The organism is Sphingomonas faeni (assembly GCF_024273235.1).
Classification (GTDB): Bacteria; Pseudomonadota; Alphaproteobacteria; order Sphingomonadales; family Sphingomonadaceae; genus Sphingomonas; species Sphingomonas faeni_A.
Genome location: NZ_JANBVH010000020.1, coordinates 74,188 through 90,924 on the forward strand (window position 1 = coordinate 74,188; position 16,737 = coordinate 90,924).

Below are 16,737 nucleotides of genomic sequence, written 5' to 3' on the forward strand. Positions count from 1 at the left end.
GTCGGCACGACGTATAAGCGCGCCCTTCGAAGATTTCATCTATCTCGGGACGACTTCGTCCCACTGCATTTCAGGCTATTTACGATGATCGACTGCCTCTCTAACTGAACCATCCTCGATATACCATTGAGGACGGTTCAATGCGTAAACCCCGTGACTATGATTCGGACATGAAGGCGCTGCGAGAACGCGCCCATTTGCTAAAAACCCGCAAGGTGCAGCAGCTCGGCGACCTGGTGATCGCGACCGGCGCCGATACCCTGCCGGTCGAACAGCTCGCCGGCGCCCTGCTTGTCGCACTCGAGACGAAGGACGCGGTTGTCCTGAAGGGATGGAATGAGCGCGGCGATGCGTTCTTTCAGTCGAGGACGCGGCGCACTGCGCGCGGCAATCGCGACAACGCGCGCGGCGCTTCGCCGGACGACGGCAGCGCGAAACCGACTGGAGGGGACGCGGGCACGCCGTGATCTGCGCGACTGGCAGATGAAGCGCCGCGAACGTACGCGCCAGCTGATCGAGCTGGGCGGTCTTGTTGCAAAGGCCGGACTGATCGAGGCTACCGAGGATGATCGTGCCGTCATCTTCGGCGCGCTTGTCGACATCGCCGCACGCCTGAGGTCTGACGATGCTGCTCAGCTGATCCTGCTATGGCGGCGACGGGGACAGCGTGCCTTTACCGATATGGCGCAAGCAAAACGCGAGACTGGCGCACGCTCCTGATCGACAGCACGGATAGATCGATTATGGATGTTCTAGACCAATGCAGCGCCAGTACGCGCCGAATCCAGGAAATATCATGTCTGACGACGCTCTACCCACAACCACATCGACGCTGAGTGCGGTCGAACTGGCCACCGAGCTGACGATCGCGTGGCTCGGCAATCCGAACACGCGGATCTCGGCGGACGATGTGCCGGCGTTTCTCCAGGCGATGCATGCCACGGTCACTGGGCTCGCTGGCGATACGGCTGCCGAGATCCCAGCCGACGCAACGACACCGGCATTCGAGCCCGCGGTATCGGTGCGCAAGTCGCTGGCGTCGAAGGACCACATCATCTCGATGATCGACGGCAAGCCGTACAAGGCACTGCGCCGCCACCTGTCGAGCAACGGCCTGACGCCCGAGGAATATCGCGCGCGCTACAATTTGAAGTCCGACTATCCGATGGTCGCAGAAAGCTATTCGGAAAGCCGTCGCGCCACGGCGATGAAGATCGGGCTGGGCCGCAAGCCGGCGCTCGAGACGACACCCGCAGAAACGACGACCGAGGCAAAGCCGGCACCGCGCAAGCGGCTGAAGCTCGCCTGATCTGGATGCCGTGGCTGGAGCGCAGCCGCGTCATCCGTTTCACTGCCGCAAGCTGATCGACCCGTCGGCGTCGGTTTGCGCCTTCAGCGGCAGCACGGCGGTAACTGCGGCGGCAAAGCTGCGGGCATCGCCCGTATCCACGGCGCCGCTGATGCGCGCTTCGGCAAAGCCCGCTGCATCGAGCCGGACGGGCGTATCGACGTAGCGATTGACGGCAGTGATGGCGTCTTGAAGCGTCATCCCGTCGAGCACGATCCGGCCGCGCGTCCATGCCGTCGCGGGCGCCGTATCGACCGCCTTGATGGGGCTGACGCGTCCGCCGTTCAGCGTCAGCGCCTGCCCGGCGCGCAAGCGCGCAACCGGGCGGTCATCCGCACTGACGCGTACGCTGCCCTCGACCAGCGTGACGTCGATCGTGTCACCGTTGCGATGCACATCGAACTGCGTGCCCGTCGCCAATACCCGAGCGCCGCCGGCATCGACGGTAAAGGGCCGCGCGGCATCATGGGCGACGGTGAAGAAGGCTTGCCCGTGATCGAGCGAAACGCGGCGCGCGCCGTCGACGAATTTTACCATCATGGCGGTATCGGTATCGAGCATAACGCGTGATCCATCGGCCAGCATCAGTTTGCGCTGTTCGCCGATCCTTGTCGCGTATCGATCGCCACCCGCCGGCCACTCGGCGATCAGGGTGACGCCCACGACGAGAAGCGCAACCGCGGCTGCGGCCAAGGTGCCAATCGAAAAGCCGCGACTGCTGGAACGATGCGCGGGGCGGTTCATTGCCTGCTCGGTCGCAGCCAAGATGGCGGGGCGATCGGCGAGGCTGCCGGCCTGATTGTAGAACCGATCGACGGCGATGTAAGCGTCGCGGTTTCCCTCGATCCGCCGCCACGCGAAGAACTCCTCGAGCGTCCGCGCTGATACCGGCAACGTCTGGAGACGCGCATACCAGTGCGCCGCCTGCGCCCGCGCGTCGTCGCCGCTTACGCCATTGTCATTCATGGATCTGTGCCGCCGCCTAGTCGCGCAGTCTGCTCATGCAGTATGCCAAAGCCTTGCCCATCCGCCATTCGACGGTCTTGATCGAGATGTCGAGGTTCGCCGCAATCTCGGCATTCGTCATATGTCGGAAACGGCTCAGGACGAAGACGTCGCGCAGCTTTTCGGGAAGATCGAGCACGAGACGCTCCAGTTCGACCTTGGCTTCCTGCTCCGACATTCCATGACCGATGCCGCCGCCGTGATCGGTGCTGACGCTCCGGGAATGCTGCTGGCGGACCGCCTCGCGCCGCTTACGATCCCGAAACAGGTTGAGGGCAGTCTGTGATAGGAAGGCTTTGGGATGCTGGATGTCGTCGGCCTTATGTCCAGCGGCGCGGATCCAAGTGTCCTGGACGACGTCGTCGACATCGGTTGGCTGGCCGCGCATTCGGCGCGTGACCAAGGCGCGGAGCCACTCCGCATGGTCCTGGTAGAGCAATTCGATCGCGCGCCAGCCCGGCGCCGCATCGCCTACAGTCAGCGGGATGTCGCTGTTCGATCCAGACACGATTGATCCCCATCCACCAGGAAAGGATATGGAAAAACGGCATATGACATAATGGCATTTAGATCAATGCCGGATGCCAAAGACGATCTTCAGCGACGAGAACATGGTAGTCGTAGAAGTCGTGAAAGCTGCGCGGATTGCAGCCGGCTTAAAGCAAACCGATTTAGCCGAGCGCATCAATAAGGATCAAAGCTGGGTCAGCCTCGTGGAAGGCTCGCAGCGCCGCCTCGATGTGGTGGAGTTCATCAAACTGGCCCAAGCCCTCGACATTCGCCCATCAACTATGCTCGATGAAATCGTCGAGAAGATTGCCCAATCTGAGCGATAGTGATGACCAATCTTGTCGATTGAGATTTCCAAAATAGACGATCTAGTACGGACATCTACAACGCCGGGGCCGGCGCTCCCGGCGTTTGGTGCTTGTATGGCAACCGACGCCTGAGGGGCGCTCGCCATCTTGCGACTCAAGCCCGCGCACATGGACCAAACTCGCCGGAACCGAACCATCGAACAAAGAGAAAGTACGCGCCTTCCAAAACATACGTTCGGCAATATTCCGGAAAAAATAAATTCACCGCCGCAATTACCTAGAAAGTAACGTTGTGACCTCAAGAGGTATATTGGTGTCACCGGATCAGCCCTGAGTGCCTATATTGCCGTCATTGACACTTCTGTTCTTAGATTTCAGATCTGCCGGCGGTGAACGTTTAGGCTCACTGAGTACAGGAGACTGTCATGCAGACCGACACAGCTGATCGCATTCTTCGTCTTGGCGCCGTGCTCAACCGTACGGGCCTGACCCGCTCGACATTGTATCGGAAAATTCAGACCGGCACCTTTCCCAAGCAGGTGCGTATCGCGACCCGCTGCACTGGGTGGCGCGAGTCCGCGGTCAGTGACTGGATGCGCAACCCGATGTTCTACAGCGTCGACGATCACGCGGGCGATTAGGGCAGCGGCTGTCGGATCGCGGCGAACCGAACCCCGATCCTGTGGCGGCGAGCGCAGCGAGCCCGCCGGACTTTCGAGAATGATACCGATAAGGCGCACCAGACGAAGGCATTGCCTGCCACGCCAAACGCAAGAAGGCGCGCCACGCGCGCCTTCAGCTAATAGGCCTGTCGATCATGCGGCCATGTCATGCCGGTCATCGCCCATCGCATCCGCACGGAACGCCAGCAGATAGTCGGCCGCTTTGCTGGCCTGACTGGCGGCGCGAAAGACCGCGCGGGAATCCTCGCGCAGCACGTCCAACCATGCACCGATATAGTCGGCATGGCGCACGGTCGGCACGATGCCCAGTTCGGCGCAGGTGAACGCGCTGCACATCTCGGCAACCAGTTCCTCGCGGGCATAGGACGCGCTGCGCGGCGTGCCCTTCTGGTCGCGGTCGAGCCGGCTCGGGTGTCCGGTCCAGTGGCCAAGCTCGTGCAGTGCGGTCCGGTAAAAATTCACCTGATCGTGGAAGGTTTGCTGTGGGGGCAGCTGGATGCGATCCGCGGTCGGCATGTAGAAGGCCTTGTCGCCGCCGATGCCGATCTGCGCGCCGGTCGCGGCCATCAGCGCCTCCGCGCACTCGATGGTCTCGCGCTCCCCGAGGAACGCACCGCCGCCGACCGACAGCGCGTCGGGCAGCCCCTCGCACTGGTCGACATTGAAGACGGTGAACCGCTTGAGGAACGCCACCTGCCGGCGATGCTCGTCGCTGGCGTCGGTGATGGGTTTATCGCGCTCGTCCTTGGGTGTGAAGCGGTCGGCGTAACAGATGGTCGTGCCGGTCTCGCCTTTCCGCACATTGCCGCCCAGCGCCTGCGCCTGTTTGTAGGTTAGCCACCCCTGCGTCCCGAATCCGCGCTCGAACACGGTCGCCCACAAGATCAAAACGTTGATCCCCGAATAGCGCCGCCCGGTCCCGGCGTTGCGCGGTAGCCCGCTTTCCAGCTTCGACCCGTCCCATGGTTGCACCCACGGCACCCGCCCTGCCTCCAGTTGCGCGATGATCCGGTCGGTGACCTCGGCGTAAAGCGTGCCGGTGGTTTTGGTCAGGATGTCCTTTGCCATTGTCCTCACTCCTTAAAAATCACCGCAACCGGCGCCGGAATGGCGGGGGTGGGCGGCAGGAGCGGACCGGCAGTCCCGCTGGAGCGGCGGGCTGCACCCGCAGGGCCGAAACGGAGTGGAGGACATCGGCGCAGCCGGTGTTGCGACCCGCCGCGGCGGGACTAGAGGGCAGCGACGCCCACCCCCGCTATCCGACGCGCGGTAGCGCCACGCCGGCCGCGCGCAGCGCGGTCGTCCGCATGTCGGGCACAGCCCGACCAAACGTCAGCGATCATCACGGCCCTGCCGACGAGACGCCGTTAGGCGGCTCGGTGAAGCGTCAGCGGAATAGAGCGCGCCCCTCGCGCCGCGGGGACGCCCCGGCCAAGCCCACGCCAACCTGCCCGTCCAACGGACCGTGACAGCCCCAGCTTCACGCCGTCCAACGTCTCATCCCGGCCTCTGCGCACGGTCCGGTGCGGTTCACGATCGGCCGCAACGTCATGCGGAGCCGCGCCTGCCGCACCGGACCGCAGCACGGGTTAGTCCGATGCCCACACCTCGTTCAGGATCCGTGCGGCCAGCGCGGCCTTATCCTGGGGAAGAAATCGACCATAATGCTGCGCTACCATCTCCGGGGTATCCTGGATGGCATAGCTCGCCTGCTCGAACGATCCGGTCGTCTTCAGCACATGCGTGGCCAGGACATCACGGACATTGTGCGGGCCATGCGGCAACAGACCCGCGATCGCCCCGCGCTTCGTATAGGGATTGTAGATGCCGTATCGCTGGATGATCAGCCGCCAGGCTTCGTAGAATGTCGCCGAGTCATACGCGGCCTCGCGCGATGTCCGCTTGACGGTCTTCACGAAGAAGGTGCCGGGATCGTTCGCCGCCGCGAGCAGCACCGGTCGATGCTGCGCGATATACGCGTCAATATGGCTGTACAGGGCATCGAGATCGGGCAGCAGCAACCGGAACGGCTGGCCACCGAAGAAGGACGAATTCGCATTCTTGAAGGCGTTCGACGGGATATGGACTTCCCACTTCGCTTCCCGGACGTTCCAGCGCAACTCGCCCCGCTTGAGCGTCTCGAGCTGGCGATCGGACCGCGGCGTAGCGCCGCGGGGGCAGACGAGCAGTTGCCGCAGGTTCTTCTGGCGGACGCCGAGATGGAGCCCCAGTCGTAGCATGAGCAGGCCGCGCACGACCTCGGCGGCAGCCCTGGGAGAACGGCGCGCGTCCGGAATCCGACCAGCGATCTCGGCGGTGATCCGCCGGTAGGTCGCCAACGGGCGGTCCGTCTCGAGGATGGCCAGGATCGGCTCGAACGGATCGCGGTGCACACGAACCATACGCTGGATGTCCTTTGCCCGCCGCAGGCAGTGATCATGGGCCCGGTCACACAGGCCGTCCCAGTCGGCCCGCGCGTGCGCGACATCATCCTCGGTCACCAGGCCGTCGATCACCGCAATGTCGGCCGCGATCGCTGGGCGCTGCCGCAGCCAGCCGGTTTCCCGGCGGGTGAGCGCCAGGCCGAGCGCCAGCATATTGGCTTCCCAGTTCGTGTAGAAACCGCGCTTGGCCTCGCGCCAGGTCAGATACCAGTCCCAGACCGACGGCATGGCCAGCAATCCGAGCGTGAGCCGGTCGGCCGGCACGCCCAGATCCCCGATCGGTGACGCGGGATCGGCGACCATGGCACCGAAGAGCAGACCGAGATGCTCGACCTTTTGCGCGACCGTCTCGTCTCCCCAGACGCCCGCCCGCTTGCTGCCGATCGCGGTGAGGGTCGCGGTCTTGAACCGGATCAGGTCGGCCACTTCGCGGATGAGCCGCGGCGGCGCACGCAGGCCATCGACCATGTGGTGCTGGGCCGCATCGTTCCAAGCCCCCCGGTCAACGCTGTCGAGCGGCGGGAACCGCAGGCCATAGCGATGCTTGATGGCCTCGGACTGATAGCGGCGATAGTCGGTCGCACCGGACACGATGACGGTCCTGACCCAGTCGATGATCTCGGCGCGCTCGGCAGGAGGGCGCTGGTCGAGATCGTCGGGCAAATGCCATGCCATGCGTCGCCGCTCGGAGTGGGAGATGTCCGCCAGCCTGTGCCCCCGCGGTGCCTTTGCCGCCGCGGTCAGTTTCTCGCGGAAATAGCCGGCTGGCAGGCGATAGCGCCGCTCGACGCGCCCAAGGACCTGGAAGCTACGGAGCGTTGCCGGCAGCTTGCGGCCGAATTTCCAATCCTGGAACGTCTTGCGATCGAAGGGCTCGCCCGATGCGATGACGGCGCGGTGGAGATGATGACAGCTGTCGCCATGCCGTTCGAGATGGAGGGCGAACGCCTCGGGGAATGTCGGTGGGTCGACCCATGTGACGGCGAGAGGCTGCGGAAACGCGACGATCGCGCGCGGCTTTCGTCCGCGCTTCTTCGGCCTGCACGGCGCTTCCGGCTGGGCAACGGCAGCGTGCGTCAGGGTACGGAAATCAGAGCGTGTAACGGTAATGGGCAAGAACAATCTCCTGAGCAGGAATCTGCTCAGGCCGAGACGCCCGATACGGCGTGTTTCTCTAACGTCTCGCCACCGAGTACCGTGCCCTACCCGCAGCACCGCTCGTCATGCCTCCCCGAAGAAGACCTAGCGCCAGTCCGATACCGCCGACACCGGCAGCTCGCAGCGCCGTGGCGTGTCGCGACAGCGGCGGCTGCGAAGCGTGTCAGACCGACGGCGTCGAACGCTCCACCCACCATGCGTACAGCAAGATGCCAGCGCCGATCGCCATGCCGATGACCGCGACCTGGACCATGTCATGTCGTTCGTCCGCCGCCGCGAACAGCCCGGCCGCGCCAAGCGCGACGCTGGCGACGAGGATGATCCACCCGACCAGGCCATCCGGCCACCGCGCCCGTGGTTCCAGCTTGTCGATCAGGAGCCGTGCGCTCGCGGGATCGAGCTCCAGGGCCTTGCGAATGGTACGGTTCAGGATCGCATGCGAAATCAGGCGCCGGATCTGCGCGACGAACACGAGCAGCATGGCCAGCACGGCGATCGGTAGGACGATTTCGACCACATCAAGCCTCCCTGAACACCATGCGGCTTTCGATCACGCTACAATCGACAGCCTGTTTCGACCTATCACGGGTCCGCACGGCCCGCGTAGGAGAGATTGCGCGCCATGGGTATGTCGTCTTCGACGCTGCCATCGGGTCGCCGGACGCGACCGGTCAACCGGCCTTCGGCCACGAAGCCGAGCCGCTCGTAAAGACGAAGCGCACCCACATTCCCGGATCGTACAGTCAATTCGATTCTCGTGACCGCTGGCACCAGCGACGAAGCACGCTCGAAAAGCGCCGCGAACAAGGCCGATCCGACGCCCAATCCCTGTGCAGCAGGATGAACGGCAATGGTCAGATCGCCGAGGACATGATCGAATTGGCGTGGCCCGAGGCGGACGGCGTGCACTTCGCCGACAAGCCGATCCTCAAAATACGCTCCGAGCGATATCCCGCCATGGGCTGCACGATCCAGAAAGGCTTCAACATAGCCGATGGTCATCTCGTCTGGCGCGCGCGCCAAGCCCGCACCTTCGACAGACGCTGCCGCCCGGTAGAGATCGAGGACCGCGACGGCACGGGTCGAGGCCAGACCAAGAATCTTCGGGGCGGCGATAGACGATACGATCATGCGGTAATTTTGCGCACAACGTCGCACCCGGCAAGCCTTTCTCGGACGTGGATGGGCCTGTGCAAACCATTTCGCCCAGATCGCCCACCCCCCATCGCTGCAACGCCCAGGGTTGCGGGCTCGAGAGATGTCATCCGCATCACGGGAACGAGATTGCCGGCGCATCGCATCGTTGCGTCCGGCTTGCCGGCCAGTGCGTGGGGTGACGTGTCGATTCAGCATGACGCCGGTGCCATCGACGGGTCCCCGGCCAATGGCGCTCCCACCCTCCAGATTGCACTTGCGAATTAATCTCAATAACTGGTAGCGGGCTCGACACACCGGGGGCCCCATGCAGCAATATCGTTTCCATCAGCGGTCGAACCGATGACAGCGCGGCGCGCGTTGTTCCAGCTTCACTGGTTCCTCGGCATTACGGCCGGCTTCGTTCTGGCGCTTATGGGCGTGACGGGTGCCGCGATGGCGTTCGAAGACGAGATCATGGCGGCGCTCAGTCCGGGCGTCGTCACGCTCGCTTTGCCTGTCGGAGCAGCTGCCGGAGAGGCTTCCGACCGCCGTCTTTCGCCCGACGCGCTCGTGGCGGCGGCATCGTACCAGCGCGACGGCGCCCGCGTGCAGGATGTGACGATCGAGCGCGATCCCGCGCGTGCCGCCGCCGTGCATTTCATGCCCGAGAAGGGCCAGCGGCGGGGTGATCGCAGCTATATCGATCCGCGCACCGGCGTGTTGCTGGGCAAGGCGACCGGGGCGGGCGTCTTCCGCACGATCCAGGATCTGCACCGCTGGCTGGCGCTGCCGGGCGCAGGAAACGGCATCGGCCGACAGATCACCGGCTTCTCGGCGATCGCGCTGATCTTCTTCGCGCTGTCCGGACTGTACCTGCGATGGCCCCGTCATCCGCTCGACTGGCGCGCGTGGCTCGTGCTCGACCTGCGCAAGACCGGGCGCAATCTGTACCGTGCGCTGCACGCAGTCATCGGCGGGTGGATGCTCGCCTTCTACCTCCTGAGCGCGCTGACCGGGCTCTGGTGGTCCTACGGCTGGTACCGCGAGGGCGTACGCTACGCGCTGACCGGCCAGAGCGCGCCCGCTGAACGCAGCAAGGCGGATACGCCGACCGGTCCATCGCTGCCCATCGCGCCGGCCTGGGCGAGTTTCCTGCGCAGCGAGGGTGCGCGGTACGAGCGGGTCGTCGTCACGCTGTCGACCGGAGACAAGCCGGTGACGATGCGCGTCCTGCCGCAAGGGGCGCGGTTCGACCGGATGACGGACGAACTGCGCTTCGATGCCGTCACCGGCGCACTGGTCAAGACGGATCGCTATGCCGATCGCAGCACCGGCGAGACGATCGCGACGAACGTCTATCCGATCCACACCGGCGCCTTTTTCGGGCTACCGGGGCGGATCGCATTGTTCCTCACCAGCCTGACGATGCCGTTGTTCACGGTGACCGGGCTGCTGCTGTATCTCGCGCGCCGACGCAACAAGCGGGCGCTGGCCGCGGTCACGCCGTCCGGGCAGACGGAGGACGGGACCGGCGTCCTCGTCGTCCACGCCTCGCAGACCGGGACCGCGGAGCGGCTCGCCCGGTTGAGCGCCGCTGCGTTCCCGCAGGCGACGGTTCGCGCGATGGCGGCGGTGTCGCCTGCGGATATGCGCGCCGCCGGCACCGTGCTGTTCGTCGTCGCGACGTACGGCGAGGGCGATCCGCCCGATCCGGCCCGCGCGTTCGAGCGTTCGGTCATGGCGACCCCGGCCGACCTCTCCGATGTCGATTATGCGGTACTCGCGCTCGGCGACCGCGAATATGCCGATTTCTGTTCCTTCGGCCACCGCGTCGATGCGTGGCTGCATGCCGGCGGCGCGCGGCGGCTGTTCGACCTGATCGAACTGGACGGCGACGATACCGATGGCGAACGGCACTGGCAGCAACAGCTGCACGCGATCGGCGCCGATACCGAACAGCCCGATTGGCAGCCGGCGGCCTATGCGCCGGGGCCGCTGGTCGAGCGCACGCTGGTCAATCCGGGCAGTCCGGGTGCGCCGGTCTACCGCGTCGTGCTGGCCGCACCAGCCGATACCGATTGGGCACCGGGCGCGATCGCCGAAATCCAGCCGCGCCACGATCCCGCGCGGATCGACCGCGCGCTCGCCGCCTGCGATGCGACCGACGATGCCGCGTTGCGCGACGCGCTGGCCACCGCGATCCTGCCTGAGGATGGGACCGTCGATCCCACCGCACTGAAACCGCTGCCGCACCGCGATTATTCGGTGGCATCGATCGCCGCGTCCGGGGTGGTCGAGCTGCTCGTGCGGCAATGCCCTGCGGCGGATGGCGGGCTGGGCATCGGCTCGGGCTGGCTCACGAAGATCGCGGCGATCGGCGATCCGATCCCGGTTCGCATCCGCGCGAACCCCGGCTTCGCCGCGCCGGAGGACCCGGCCACGCCACTCGTGCTGATCGGCAACGGCACCGGCCTCGCCGGACTGATGGCGCATCTGCGAGACCGTGCGCAGACCGGTGGCGGCCCCGCCTGGCTGCTCTACGGCGAACGCAGCGCAGGCCATGACCGGCCGTTCGCGGACGAACTGGGTGTGCTGCTCGGCCGTGGGACGCTCGCCCGGATCGATCGCGCGTTCTCGCGCGACGCAGGGTGCGGTCGGTACGTCCAGCACCTGCTCTTCGAGAACGCGTCGGGAATCGTCGAGTGGGCGGACCGCGGCGCCGCCTTTTACGTTTGCGGCAGTCTCGCCGGGATGGCGAGCGCAGTCGATGCCGCACTCCGGGCGATCCTCGGCGACGACCGTGTCGAGACGATGATCGCCACCTCCTCGTACCGTCGGGATATCTATTGATGCACGTCCGTCATGCGCTGCTCGCCTCCAGTTTCCTTGCCGCGCTCGCACCGCTTCCAGCCGTGGCGCAGGACGGCTCGCTGCTCGACGAGATCCTCGTCACCGGGCGCCGCCACAGCCTCCGTCCCGAGCAGGCGGCCGGGGCCACCCGCACGCAGACACGGATCGAGGATATCCCGCAGGCGATCCAGGTGATCCCGCGCGAAGTGATCGACGAACAGCAGATCACGCGGCTCGGCGATGCGGTCGCCAATGTGTCGAACGTCCAGCAGGGCGGCACGCAGGGCAACCGTTCCGAGCTGTTCATGGTGCGTGGGTTCGAGGTGAATTCCTACGCGATCGACGGCATCCTGCTCAGCCCGGCGCAGAATTTCACCGAGACGGTCCGCGATCTCGCCAACGTCGCACAGGTCGAGGTGTTGAAGGGCCCCGCATCGGTACTTTACGGGCGCGGCGAGCCGGGTGGCACGATCAACATCGTCACCCGCCGCCCCTCGCAAAGCTTCGGGCTCGAGGCAGCGGTGCAGGCCAACGATTTCAGGTTGCGGCGGGGGCAGCTGTCGGTAACCGGGGCGCTCACCGACACGCTCGCCGCGCGCGTCAGCATGGCGGGTCAGGAGACCGGCAGCTTTCGCGATTTCCAGGCGGACGGTGCCCGCATCTTCTTCGCGCCGACGCTCGCATGGCGACCCGGTACGAAGACACGCGCCGATATCGACTATGACTATACCTACCAGACCAGCCCCGGCGACCGCGGGCTGGTGGTCGTCGGCAACACCGTGGCGGGGCCGGTGGGGCGAAGCTTTGGCGAGCAATGGTCGAAAAATTACGGGCGCTCGCACACCATCCGGGGACGCATCGAGCACGACGTGACCGACTGGCTGACGCTGCGCCAGATCGTGTCGCACCAGTCGGGCGACAGCGGCCGGACCGTCGCCGACTTTACCGGTCTCAGCACCGACGGACTGTTCGTCCTGCGCCGCGGCGTCAAGCAGGTCCAGCAGGTCTCCGCAACCACCAGCCAGACCGAGGCGCTGGTCCGCTTCCGCACCGGTCCGCTGAATCATCTGATGCTCGCCGGTTTCGAATATGTCGACGCCCACCGCGACACCAGCGAAGCGCGCGCGACGCTGGCCCGGATCAGCATCGCCGACCCGGTCCAGGGCGCGCAACCCGGCGCATTCGTACCGGCACGGACGATCGCGGTCGATGCGCGCTACCGCGCGGGCTATGTCCAGGACCAGATCGGCATCGGCGATACGATCGACATCCTCGCGGGCGTTCGCTGGGACGATGTCGACCAGACGACCATCGACAACAGCGTCCGCACCGTCGAGAACGGCCGGCGCGCGTCACCGCGGCTAGGGCTCGTTTGGCATCCGCACCCGGTGCTTGCGATCTACGGCAACTGGTCGACCTCGTTCCGGCCACGGAGCGCCAGCCTCTTCGGTGGCAGCTCGGCCCCGCCCGAAACCGGTCGCCAGTACGAGGCTGGCGTCAAGCTGACCCCGGCGGACGGCCGCCTGATCGCCACCGCCGCGGTGTTCGACATCACCAAGAATAACGTGTCGAGCGCCGACCCGGACAATAGCGGCTTCGTCGTGGTGACCGGGCAGCAGCGCGTGCGCGGCGCTGAGATCGACCTCAGCGGCGAGATCCTGCCGGGCTGGCGAATGATCGCCAGCGCCGGGTATCTCGATGCGAAGGTAACGCGCGACAGCGTGATCGCGGTCGGCAACCGCTTGCGCGGCGTACCCGAGTTCAGCGCAAGCCTGTGGACCACCTATCGGATCGCGCATGGTCCGCTGTCAGGCGTGATGCTGGGCGCGGGCGCGACACGGGTCGGGAAGCGGGAGGGCGACCTTGCCAACACTTACAGCATCCCCGGCTATACACGCGTCGACCTGACCGCCGACTACCGGATCGCCGATCGCTATCGCCTCGGCCTGATCGTCCGGAACGTCGCGGACACATTCTATATCGAGCAGCCGGTCGCGCGCACGACCAACTATCCCGGCGCGCCTCGCACCGTATCGATCCGCCTGGGAGTCGAGATCTAGGTCGGAGAGATCTTCGGGCTTCTCACGCGGTGTGACGGCTGACCCAGGAAACACCGCGGCTCACCTTGCGTGAGACGCTCGTGCTCGGTGGGCACACCTTCGTTGAGGGGCACGCCGATGAGAAGATGCATGCCCCTGACGGCGCGCACCGAGGTCGGCTGGCGACCGAGCAGTTCACCAGACCGGATGGCAACTGCCACGCTTCACATCACCCTTTCCCGCGGCTTGCTATTGATAGGCAGTCGCAAAGACGCTAGCCGCGGGGCAGTCCAATTAAAAAGGGTTCCGATGCTCTCCATCATGCTCGCTGCCGCAGCGGCCAGCAGCGCTGCGCCTGTCCCTTCGGAACGACAGGCGCCCCAAAGAGAACGCGCGCTCGACGAGGAGATCGTGGTCACGGGGGCGGTGCCCAGCTATGGCGTCGACACCGTTCAGGTCGGCGCGTTCCGCAATCGCAGCGTGCTCGACACGCCCGCGACGGTCAACGTCGTGGACCGCACGCTTTTGAACGATCAGGGCGCGCTGGGTCTGGACGATGCGCTGCGCAACACACCCGGCGTGACGCAGCAGACAACCAGCCCGTTCAACAGCAACACCTTCCTGGCGCGGGGCATCGCGATCGATGCCCAAACCAATTACCGGCTGAACGGCGGCCTGCCGATCGTCAACTTTGCGCCGATGCCATTGGAAGACAAGGAGCGGGTTGAACTGCTCAAAGGGGCGTCTGCGCTGTACTATGGCATCGCGACGCCGTCGGGCGTCGTCAATCTCGTGACCAAGCGCGCCGGCGCACGCGATGTGACCGTCGCCTACGGGATCGGCGACAGCGAGGGCGGCTTTGGCGGCGGCGTGGACATCGGCCGGCGCTTCGGCAGCACACGCCAGCTCGGTCTGCGGGTCAACGCCTTCTCGGCACGCACGCGGTCGACCACCGATGGCGTCGGCGGCGACCGGCAGGTGTTGAGCGGCGCGCTCGACTGGACCGCAAGTGATCGCCTCACGCTGCATGCCGACGCCGAATATTACCGTCGCAAAGGCGAGGAGCCGGGCGGCATCACGCTCCCGGGTGCGGTGGGCGGCTTCATAACCTTGCCGGCGGTCTCCTCGCCGCGGCAACGCTATGCACCCGATGGCGCGCCTTTCACGACGCAGGGCCTGAACATGGTTGCCCGTGCCGACTACCAAATCTCGCCCGGCTGGTCCGCGCGTGTCGAAGGCGGCATCGCCAACGCGTACCGGGATCGCATGATCGCGACGCTCGGCACGATCAATCTCGCGACCGGTGCTGGGCGCCTCACGCTGACCGGAACGCCTGGCCAGTTCTGGCAGAACCGCTACGTCCGGGGCGAACTGGCGGGGACGTTCACGACCGGGCCGGTCGATCACGACCTCCTGGTCGGCGTGGCAACGACACGGCAATACCGGGCCGATCAGCAGCAGGTGAGATATGCAGCCGTTGCTCAGAACCTCTACGACCCGGTGACGGTCGATCTGTCGAGCCTGGTGGTCGCCTCGCGCGCCGTGAACCGCGGCAACACGGTGAACGACACCGGCGTCTATGTCATGGACGTCATGTCGCTCGGCCAGAGCATCGACATCGTCGGCGGCGTCCGCGGCGTCAGCTACCGGACGCGGACCAGCGACGCCGACTACACGACTCACGCCGTCACGCCCACCGCCGCGCTGATTCTGCATCCGACCGCAGCGACCAGCCTGTACGCCTCGTACATTCAGGGCCTCGAAAGCGCCGGCGTCGCACCGGACGGGACAGCCAATGTCGGGGAGACACTGGGACCGGCACGCAGTCGCCAATGGGAAATCGGTGCGCGCGCCGCGATCCTCGGCGCCACTGTCTCGCTGTCGTGGTTCGATATCGATCGTGCGCTCGCCTATACCGATGCGACCAACGTCTATGTCGCCAATGGGCGCGCCAGTCATCGGGGTATCGAAGGCTCGATTCTCGGCGCGATCGGCCATGGATTCGATGTGTCGCTTACTGGTCAGTATCTCGACGCCGTCCAAAAGCGGACCGGATCGGCCTCGCTCGACGGCAAACGCGTGCTCAACGCGCCGCGCTGGTCAGGTTCGGCGTTCGTCCAATACCGCCCTCCCGCATGGGATCGCTTCGCGATCAATGCCGGAGCCTATTACATCGGCACGCGCTTCGCAGATGCAGTCAACCTGGCGCGCCTGCCCGGTTTCGTGACCTACAGTGCAGGCGCCAGTTACCGTGTCCCACTCGAGGACGGCAAGACACTGACGCTGCGCGTGAACGGGGATAATCTGACCGACAAACGATATTGGGCGACAGGTGGCACGACCCTCTATGTCGGCGCGGCTCGCACGATCAGGGTGTCGGCGGCATTCGATCTCTAGAACAGCCAAGTCCTAGAGCGGCCCCAAGGCACCGACCGGGGCAGATTATCGGGCCATGGACTATCGGTAGTTGCGAACCACGGGGGCAAAACGCGTTGACCGGTCGCCCGCGCGACCGGGCCTCGAACCGCTCATCGCAATTGTCCGGCCGGTCAAGCCCAAGCCTTGCAGATCTCGCCTTGCCGTTCTCGATGGTGTTCGCAGACAGGGTAAGCCCGCTGGTCGGTGTCATCTCCGCCGTGTAGACGAGATGTTCAATGCCCCCGCCCTATCATCCGGTACAACGACACAGGCCTCAACAATCGACGCCTCTTGAATCCGTGTTGCGAAGATCTGCCGATTTAGATGCGTCGACAGCGGCCGCCTGGATCATCGCCGTGTGGGCTGGGCTGATGATTTTGGACGGTATGACGGGACCGCATTTCTCCCTCAACTCGCTCTATCTCTTGCCGTTATGCCTAGCGACTTGGTGCTTCGGAAGGTTGGCGGGCCTGACCGGGGGCGTGATCACCGTTGTCCTTACGCTACACCTAAATGGCTTTGGTGACGGCCTTTCCGCGCAAGCTTCGTCCATCCCAACGACGACTGCCGTTTGGAACGCTGGAATGAAGACGTTCAGCGTCATATTCATCATTTTGCTTGTCGGCGCATTCCGTCGCGCATTTGACCGAGAGCGTGCGAACGCACAGATCGACCCTCTTACAGGGCTGGGAAACCGCAGGTCGTTTCAGCGCGAGTGCAAACGTCTCGAACTGTCAGCCCTGCGGGATAATCGCCTTTTGCTGTGTGGAATCATCGATCTCGACGACTTCAAAGAAGTGAATGATCGACACGGCCATGCCGCTGGCGATTAGGTGC

Annotated in this window: 15 protein-coding genes; 9 read left to right on the forward strand and 6 right to left on the reverse strand. The window is 65.2% G+C overall.

The features are described from left to right. Positions 1 to 170 precede the first annotated feature (170 nt). From NLI89_RS12445 to NLI89_RS12455, 3 genes are all read left to right on the forward strand, one after another. Positions 171 to 467 carry a conjugal transfer protein TraD gene (locus tag NLI89_RS12445; RefSeq protein ID WP_254687301.1) on the forward strand — a complete coding sequence of 99 codons (297 nt, stop codon included), beginning with the start codon at positions 171 to 173 and terminating at the stop codon, positions 465 to 467. Between the two features lie 16 nt (positions 468 to 483). After that, entirely contained in the window at positions 484 to 720 is a 237-nt protein-coding gene (locus NLI89_RS12450) for a conjugal transfer protein TraD (protein WP_254687302.1), read from the forward strand. Between the two features lie 76 nt (positions 721 to 796). Continuing rightward, on the forward strand, positions 797 to 1,309 hold the full coding sequence (locus NLI89_RS12455) for a MucR family transcriptional regulator (RefSeq protein ID WP_254687303.1): 513 nt from the start codon (positions 797 to 799) through the stop codon (positions 1,307 to 1,309). Between the two features lie 39 nt (positions 1,310 to 1,348). Here NLI89_RS12455 and NLI89_RS12460 read toward each other — a convergent pair whose 3' ends face one another. Next, the gene (locus NLI89_RS12460) at positions 1,349 to 2,314 is read right to left on the reverse strand and encodes a FecR family protein (protein ID WP_254687304.1); all 966 of its coding nucleotides are present in this window, start codon (positions 2,312 to 2,314) and stop codon (positions 1,349 to 1,351) included. Positions 2,315 to 2,330: 16 nt separating this feature from the next. Continuing rightward, positions 2,331 to 2,861 (reverse strand): RNA polymerase sigma factor, encoded by a 531-nt coding sequence (locus NLI89_RS12465; protein WP_254687305.1) that lies wholly within the window; start codon positions 2,859 to 2,861, stop codon positions 2,331 to 2,333. Between the two features lie 73 nt (positions 2,862 to 2,934). Between NLI89_RS12465 and NLI89_RS12470 the strand changes: the two genes are divergently transcribed. Then, positions 2,935 to 3,189 carry a helix-turn-helix domain-containing protein gene (locus tag NLI89_RS12470; protein WP_254687306.1) on the forward strand — a complete coding sequence of 85 codons (255 nt, stop codon included), beginning with the start codon at positions 2,935 to 2,937 and terminating at the stop codon, positions 3,187 to 3,189. 407 nt (positions 3,190 to 3,596) lie between these two features. Further along, a complete protein-coding gene (locus NLI89_RS12475; RefSeq protein ID WP_254687307.1) occupies positions 3,597 to 3,812 on the forward strand; it encodes a helix-turn-helix transcriptional regulator in 216 nt (71 codons plus the stop codon). Positions 3,813 to 3,986: 174 nt separating this feature from the next. On the opposite strand, the gene NLI89_RS12480 is transcribed toward NLI89_RS12475, so the two are convergent. From NLI89_RS12480 to NLI89_RS12495, 4 genes are all read right to left on the reverse strand, one after another. Next, the gene (locus NLI89_RS12480) at positions 3,987 to 4,922 is read right to left on the reverse strand and encodes an ArdC family protein (RefSeq protein ID WP_254687308.1); all 936 of its coding nucleotides are present in this window, start codon (positions 4,920 to 4,922) and stop codon (positions 3,987 to 3,989) included. A 521-nt stretch (positions 4,923 to 5,443) separates the two neighbouring features. After that, a complete protein-coding gene (locus tag NLI89_RS12485) occupies positions 5,444 to 7,414 on the reverse strand; it encodes a hypothetical protein (RefSeq protein WP_254687309.1) in 1,971 nt (656 codons plus the stop codon). 205 nt (positions 7,415 to 7,619) lie between these two features. Next, positions 7,620 to 7,973, reverse strand: a complete 354-nt coding sequence (locus tag NLI89_RS12490) for a hypothetical protein (protein ID WP_254687310.1) — start codon at positions 7,971 to 7,973, stop codon at positions 7,620 to 7,622. Positions 7,974 to 8,038: 65 nt separating this feature from the next. Further along, positions 8,039 to 8,587, reverse strand: a complete 549-nt coding sequence (locus NLI89_RS12495; protein ID WP_254687311.1) for a GNAT family N-acetyltransferase — start codon at positions 8,585 to 8,587, stop codon at positions 8,039 to 8,041. A 366-nt stretch (positions 8,588 to 8,953) separates the two neighbouring features. Here NLI89_RS12495 and NLI89_RS12500 point away from each other — a divergent pair, with 366 nt between their 5' ends. The 4 genes from NLI89_RS12500 (at position 8,954) to NLI89_RS21900 (ending at position 16,733) form a co-directional block, all read left to right on the forward strand. Next, complete coding sequence (locus NLI89_RS12500; protein WP_254687312.1) at positions 8,954 to 11,443, forward strand: PepSY domain-containing protein; 2,490 nt, start codon at positions 8,954 to 8,956, stop codon at positions 11,441 to 11,443. Beyond that, the gene (locus NLI89_RS12505; RefSeq protein ID WP_254687313.1) at positions 11,443 to 13,503 is read left to right on the forward strand and encodes a TonB-dependent siderophore receptor; all 2,061 of its coding nucleotides are present in this window, start codon (positions 11,443 to 11,445) and stop codon (positions 13,501 to 13,503) included. The genes NLI89_RS12500 and NLI89_RS12505 overlap by 1 nt, the downstream gene beginning before the upstream one ends. Positions 13,504 to 13,791: 288 nt before the next feature. Then, the gene (locus NLI89_RS12510) at positions 13,792 to 15,879 is read left to right on the forward strand and encodes a TonB-dependent siderophore receptor (RefSeq protein WP_254687314.1); all 2,088 of its coding nucleotides are present in this window, start codon (positions 13,792 to 13,794) and stop codon (positions 15,877 to 15,879) included. 605 nt (positions 15,880 to 16,484) lie between these two features. Continuing rightward, positions 16,485 to 16,733 carry a diguanylate cyclase gene (locus tag NLI89_RS21900; RefSeq protein WP_368077277.1) on the forward strand — a complete coding sequence of 83 codons (249 nt, stop codon included), beginning with the start codon at positions 16,485 to 16,487 and terminating at the stop codon, positions 16,731 to 16,733. Positions 16,734 to 16,737 lie beyond the last annotated feature (4 nt).

Bases quoted from the DNA above. Each gene is read 5' to 3' on its own strand.
- NLI89_RS12475 (WP_254687307.1), top strand. From the start codon at position 3,597: ATGCAGACCGACACAGCTGATCGCATTCTTCGTCTTGGCGCCGTGCTC.
- NLI89_RS12445 (WP_254687301.1), top strand. From the start codon at position 171: ATGAAGGCGCTGCGAGAACGCGCCCATTTGCTAAAAACCCGCAAGGTG.
- NLI89_RS12450 (WP_254687302.1), top strand. From the start codon at position 484: ATGAAGCGCCGCGAACGTACGCGCCAGCTGATCGAGCTGGGCGGTCTT.
- NLI89_RS12455 (WP_254687303.1), top strand. From the start codon at position 797: ATGTCTGACGACGCTCTACCCACAACCACATCGACGCTGAGTGCGGTC.
- NLI89_RS12510 (WP_254687314.1), top strand. From the start codon at position 13,792: ATGCTCTCCATCATGCTCGCTGCCGCAGCGGCCAGCAGCGCTGCGCCT.
- NLI89_RS12460 (WP_254687304.1), bottom strand. From the start codon at position 2,314: ATGAATGACAATGGCGTAAGCGGCGACGACGCGCGGGCGCAGGCGGCG.
- NLI89_RS12495 (WP_254687311.1), bottom strand. From the start codon at position 8,587: ATGATCGTATCGTCTATCGCCGCCCCGAAGATTCTTGGTCTGGCCTCG.
- NLI89_RS12470 (WP_254687306.1), top strand. From the start codon at position 2,935: ATGCCAAAGACGATCTTCAGCGACGAGAACATGGTAGTCGTAGAAGTC.
- NLI89_RS12500 (WP_254687312.1), top strand. From the start codon at position 8,954: ATGACAGCGCGGCGCGCGTTGTTCCAGCTTCACTGGTTCCTCGGCATT.
- NLI89_RS12480 (WP_254687308.1), bottom strand. From the start codon at position 4,922: ATGGCAAAGGACATCCTGACCAAAACCACCGGCACGCTTTACGCCGAG.
- NLI89_RS21900 (WP_368077277.1), top strand. From the start codon at position 16,485: ATGAAGACGTTCAGCGTCATATTCATCATTTTGCTTGTCGGCGCATTC.
- NLI89_RS12505 (WP_254687313.1), top strand. From the start codon at position 11,443: ATGCACGTCCGTCATGCGCTGCTCGCCTCCAGTTTCCTTGCCGCGCTC.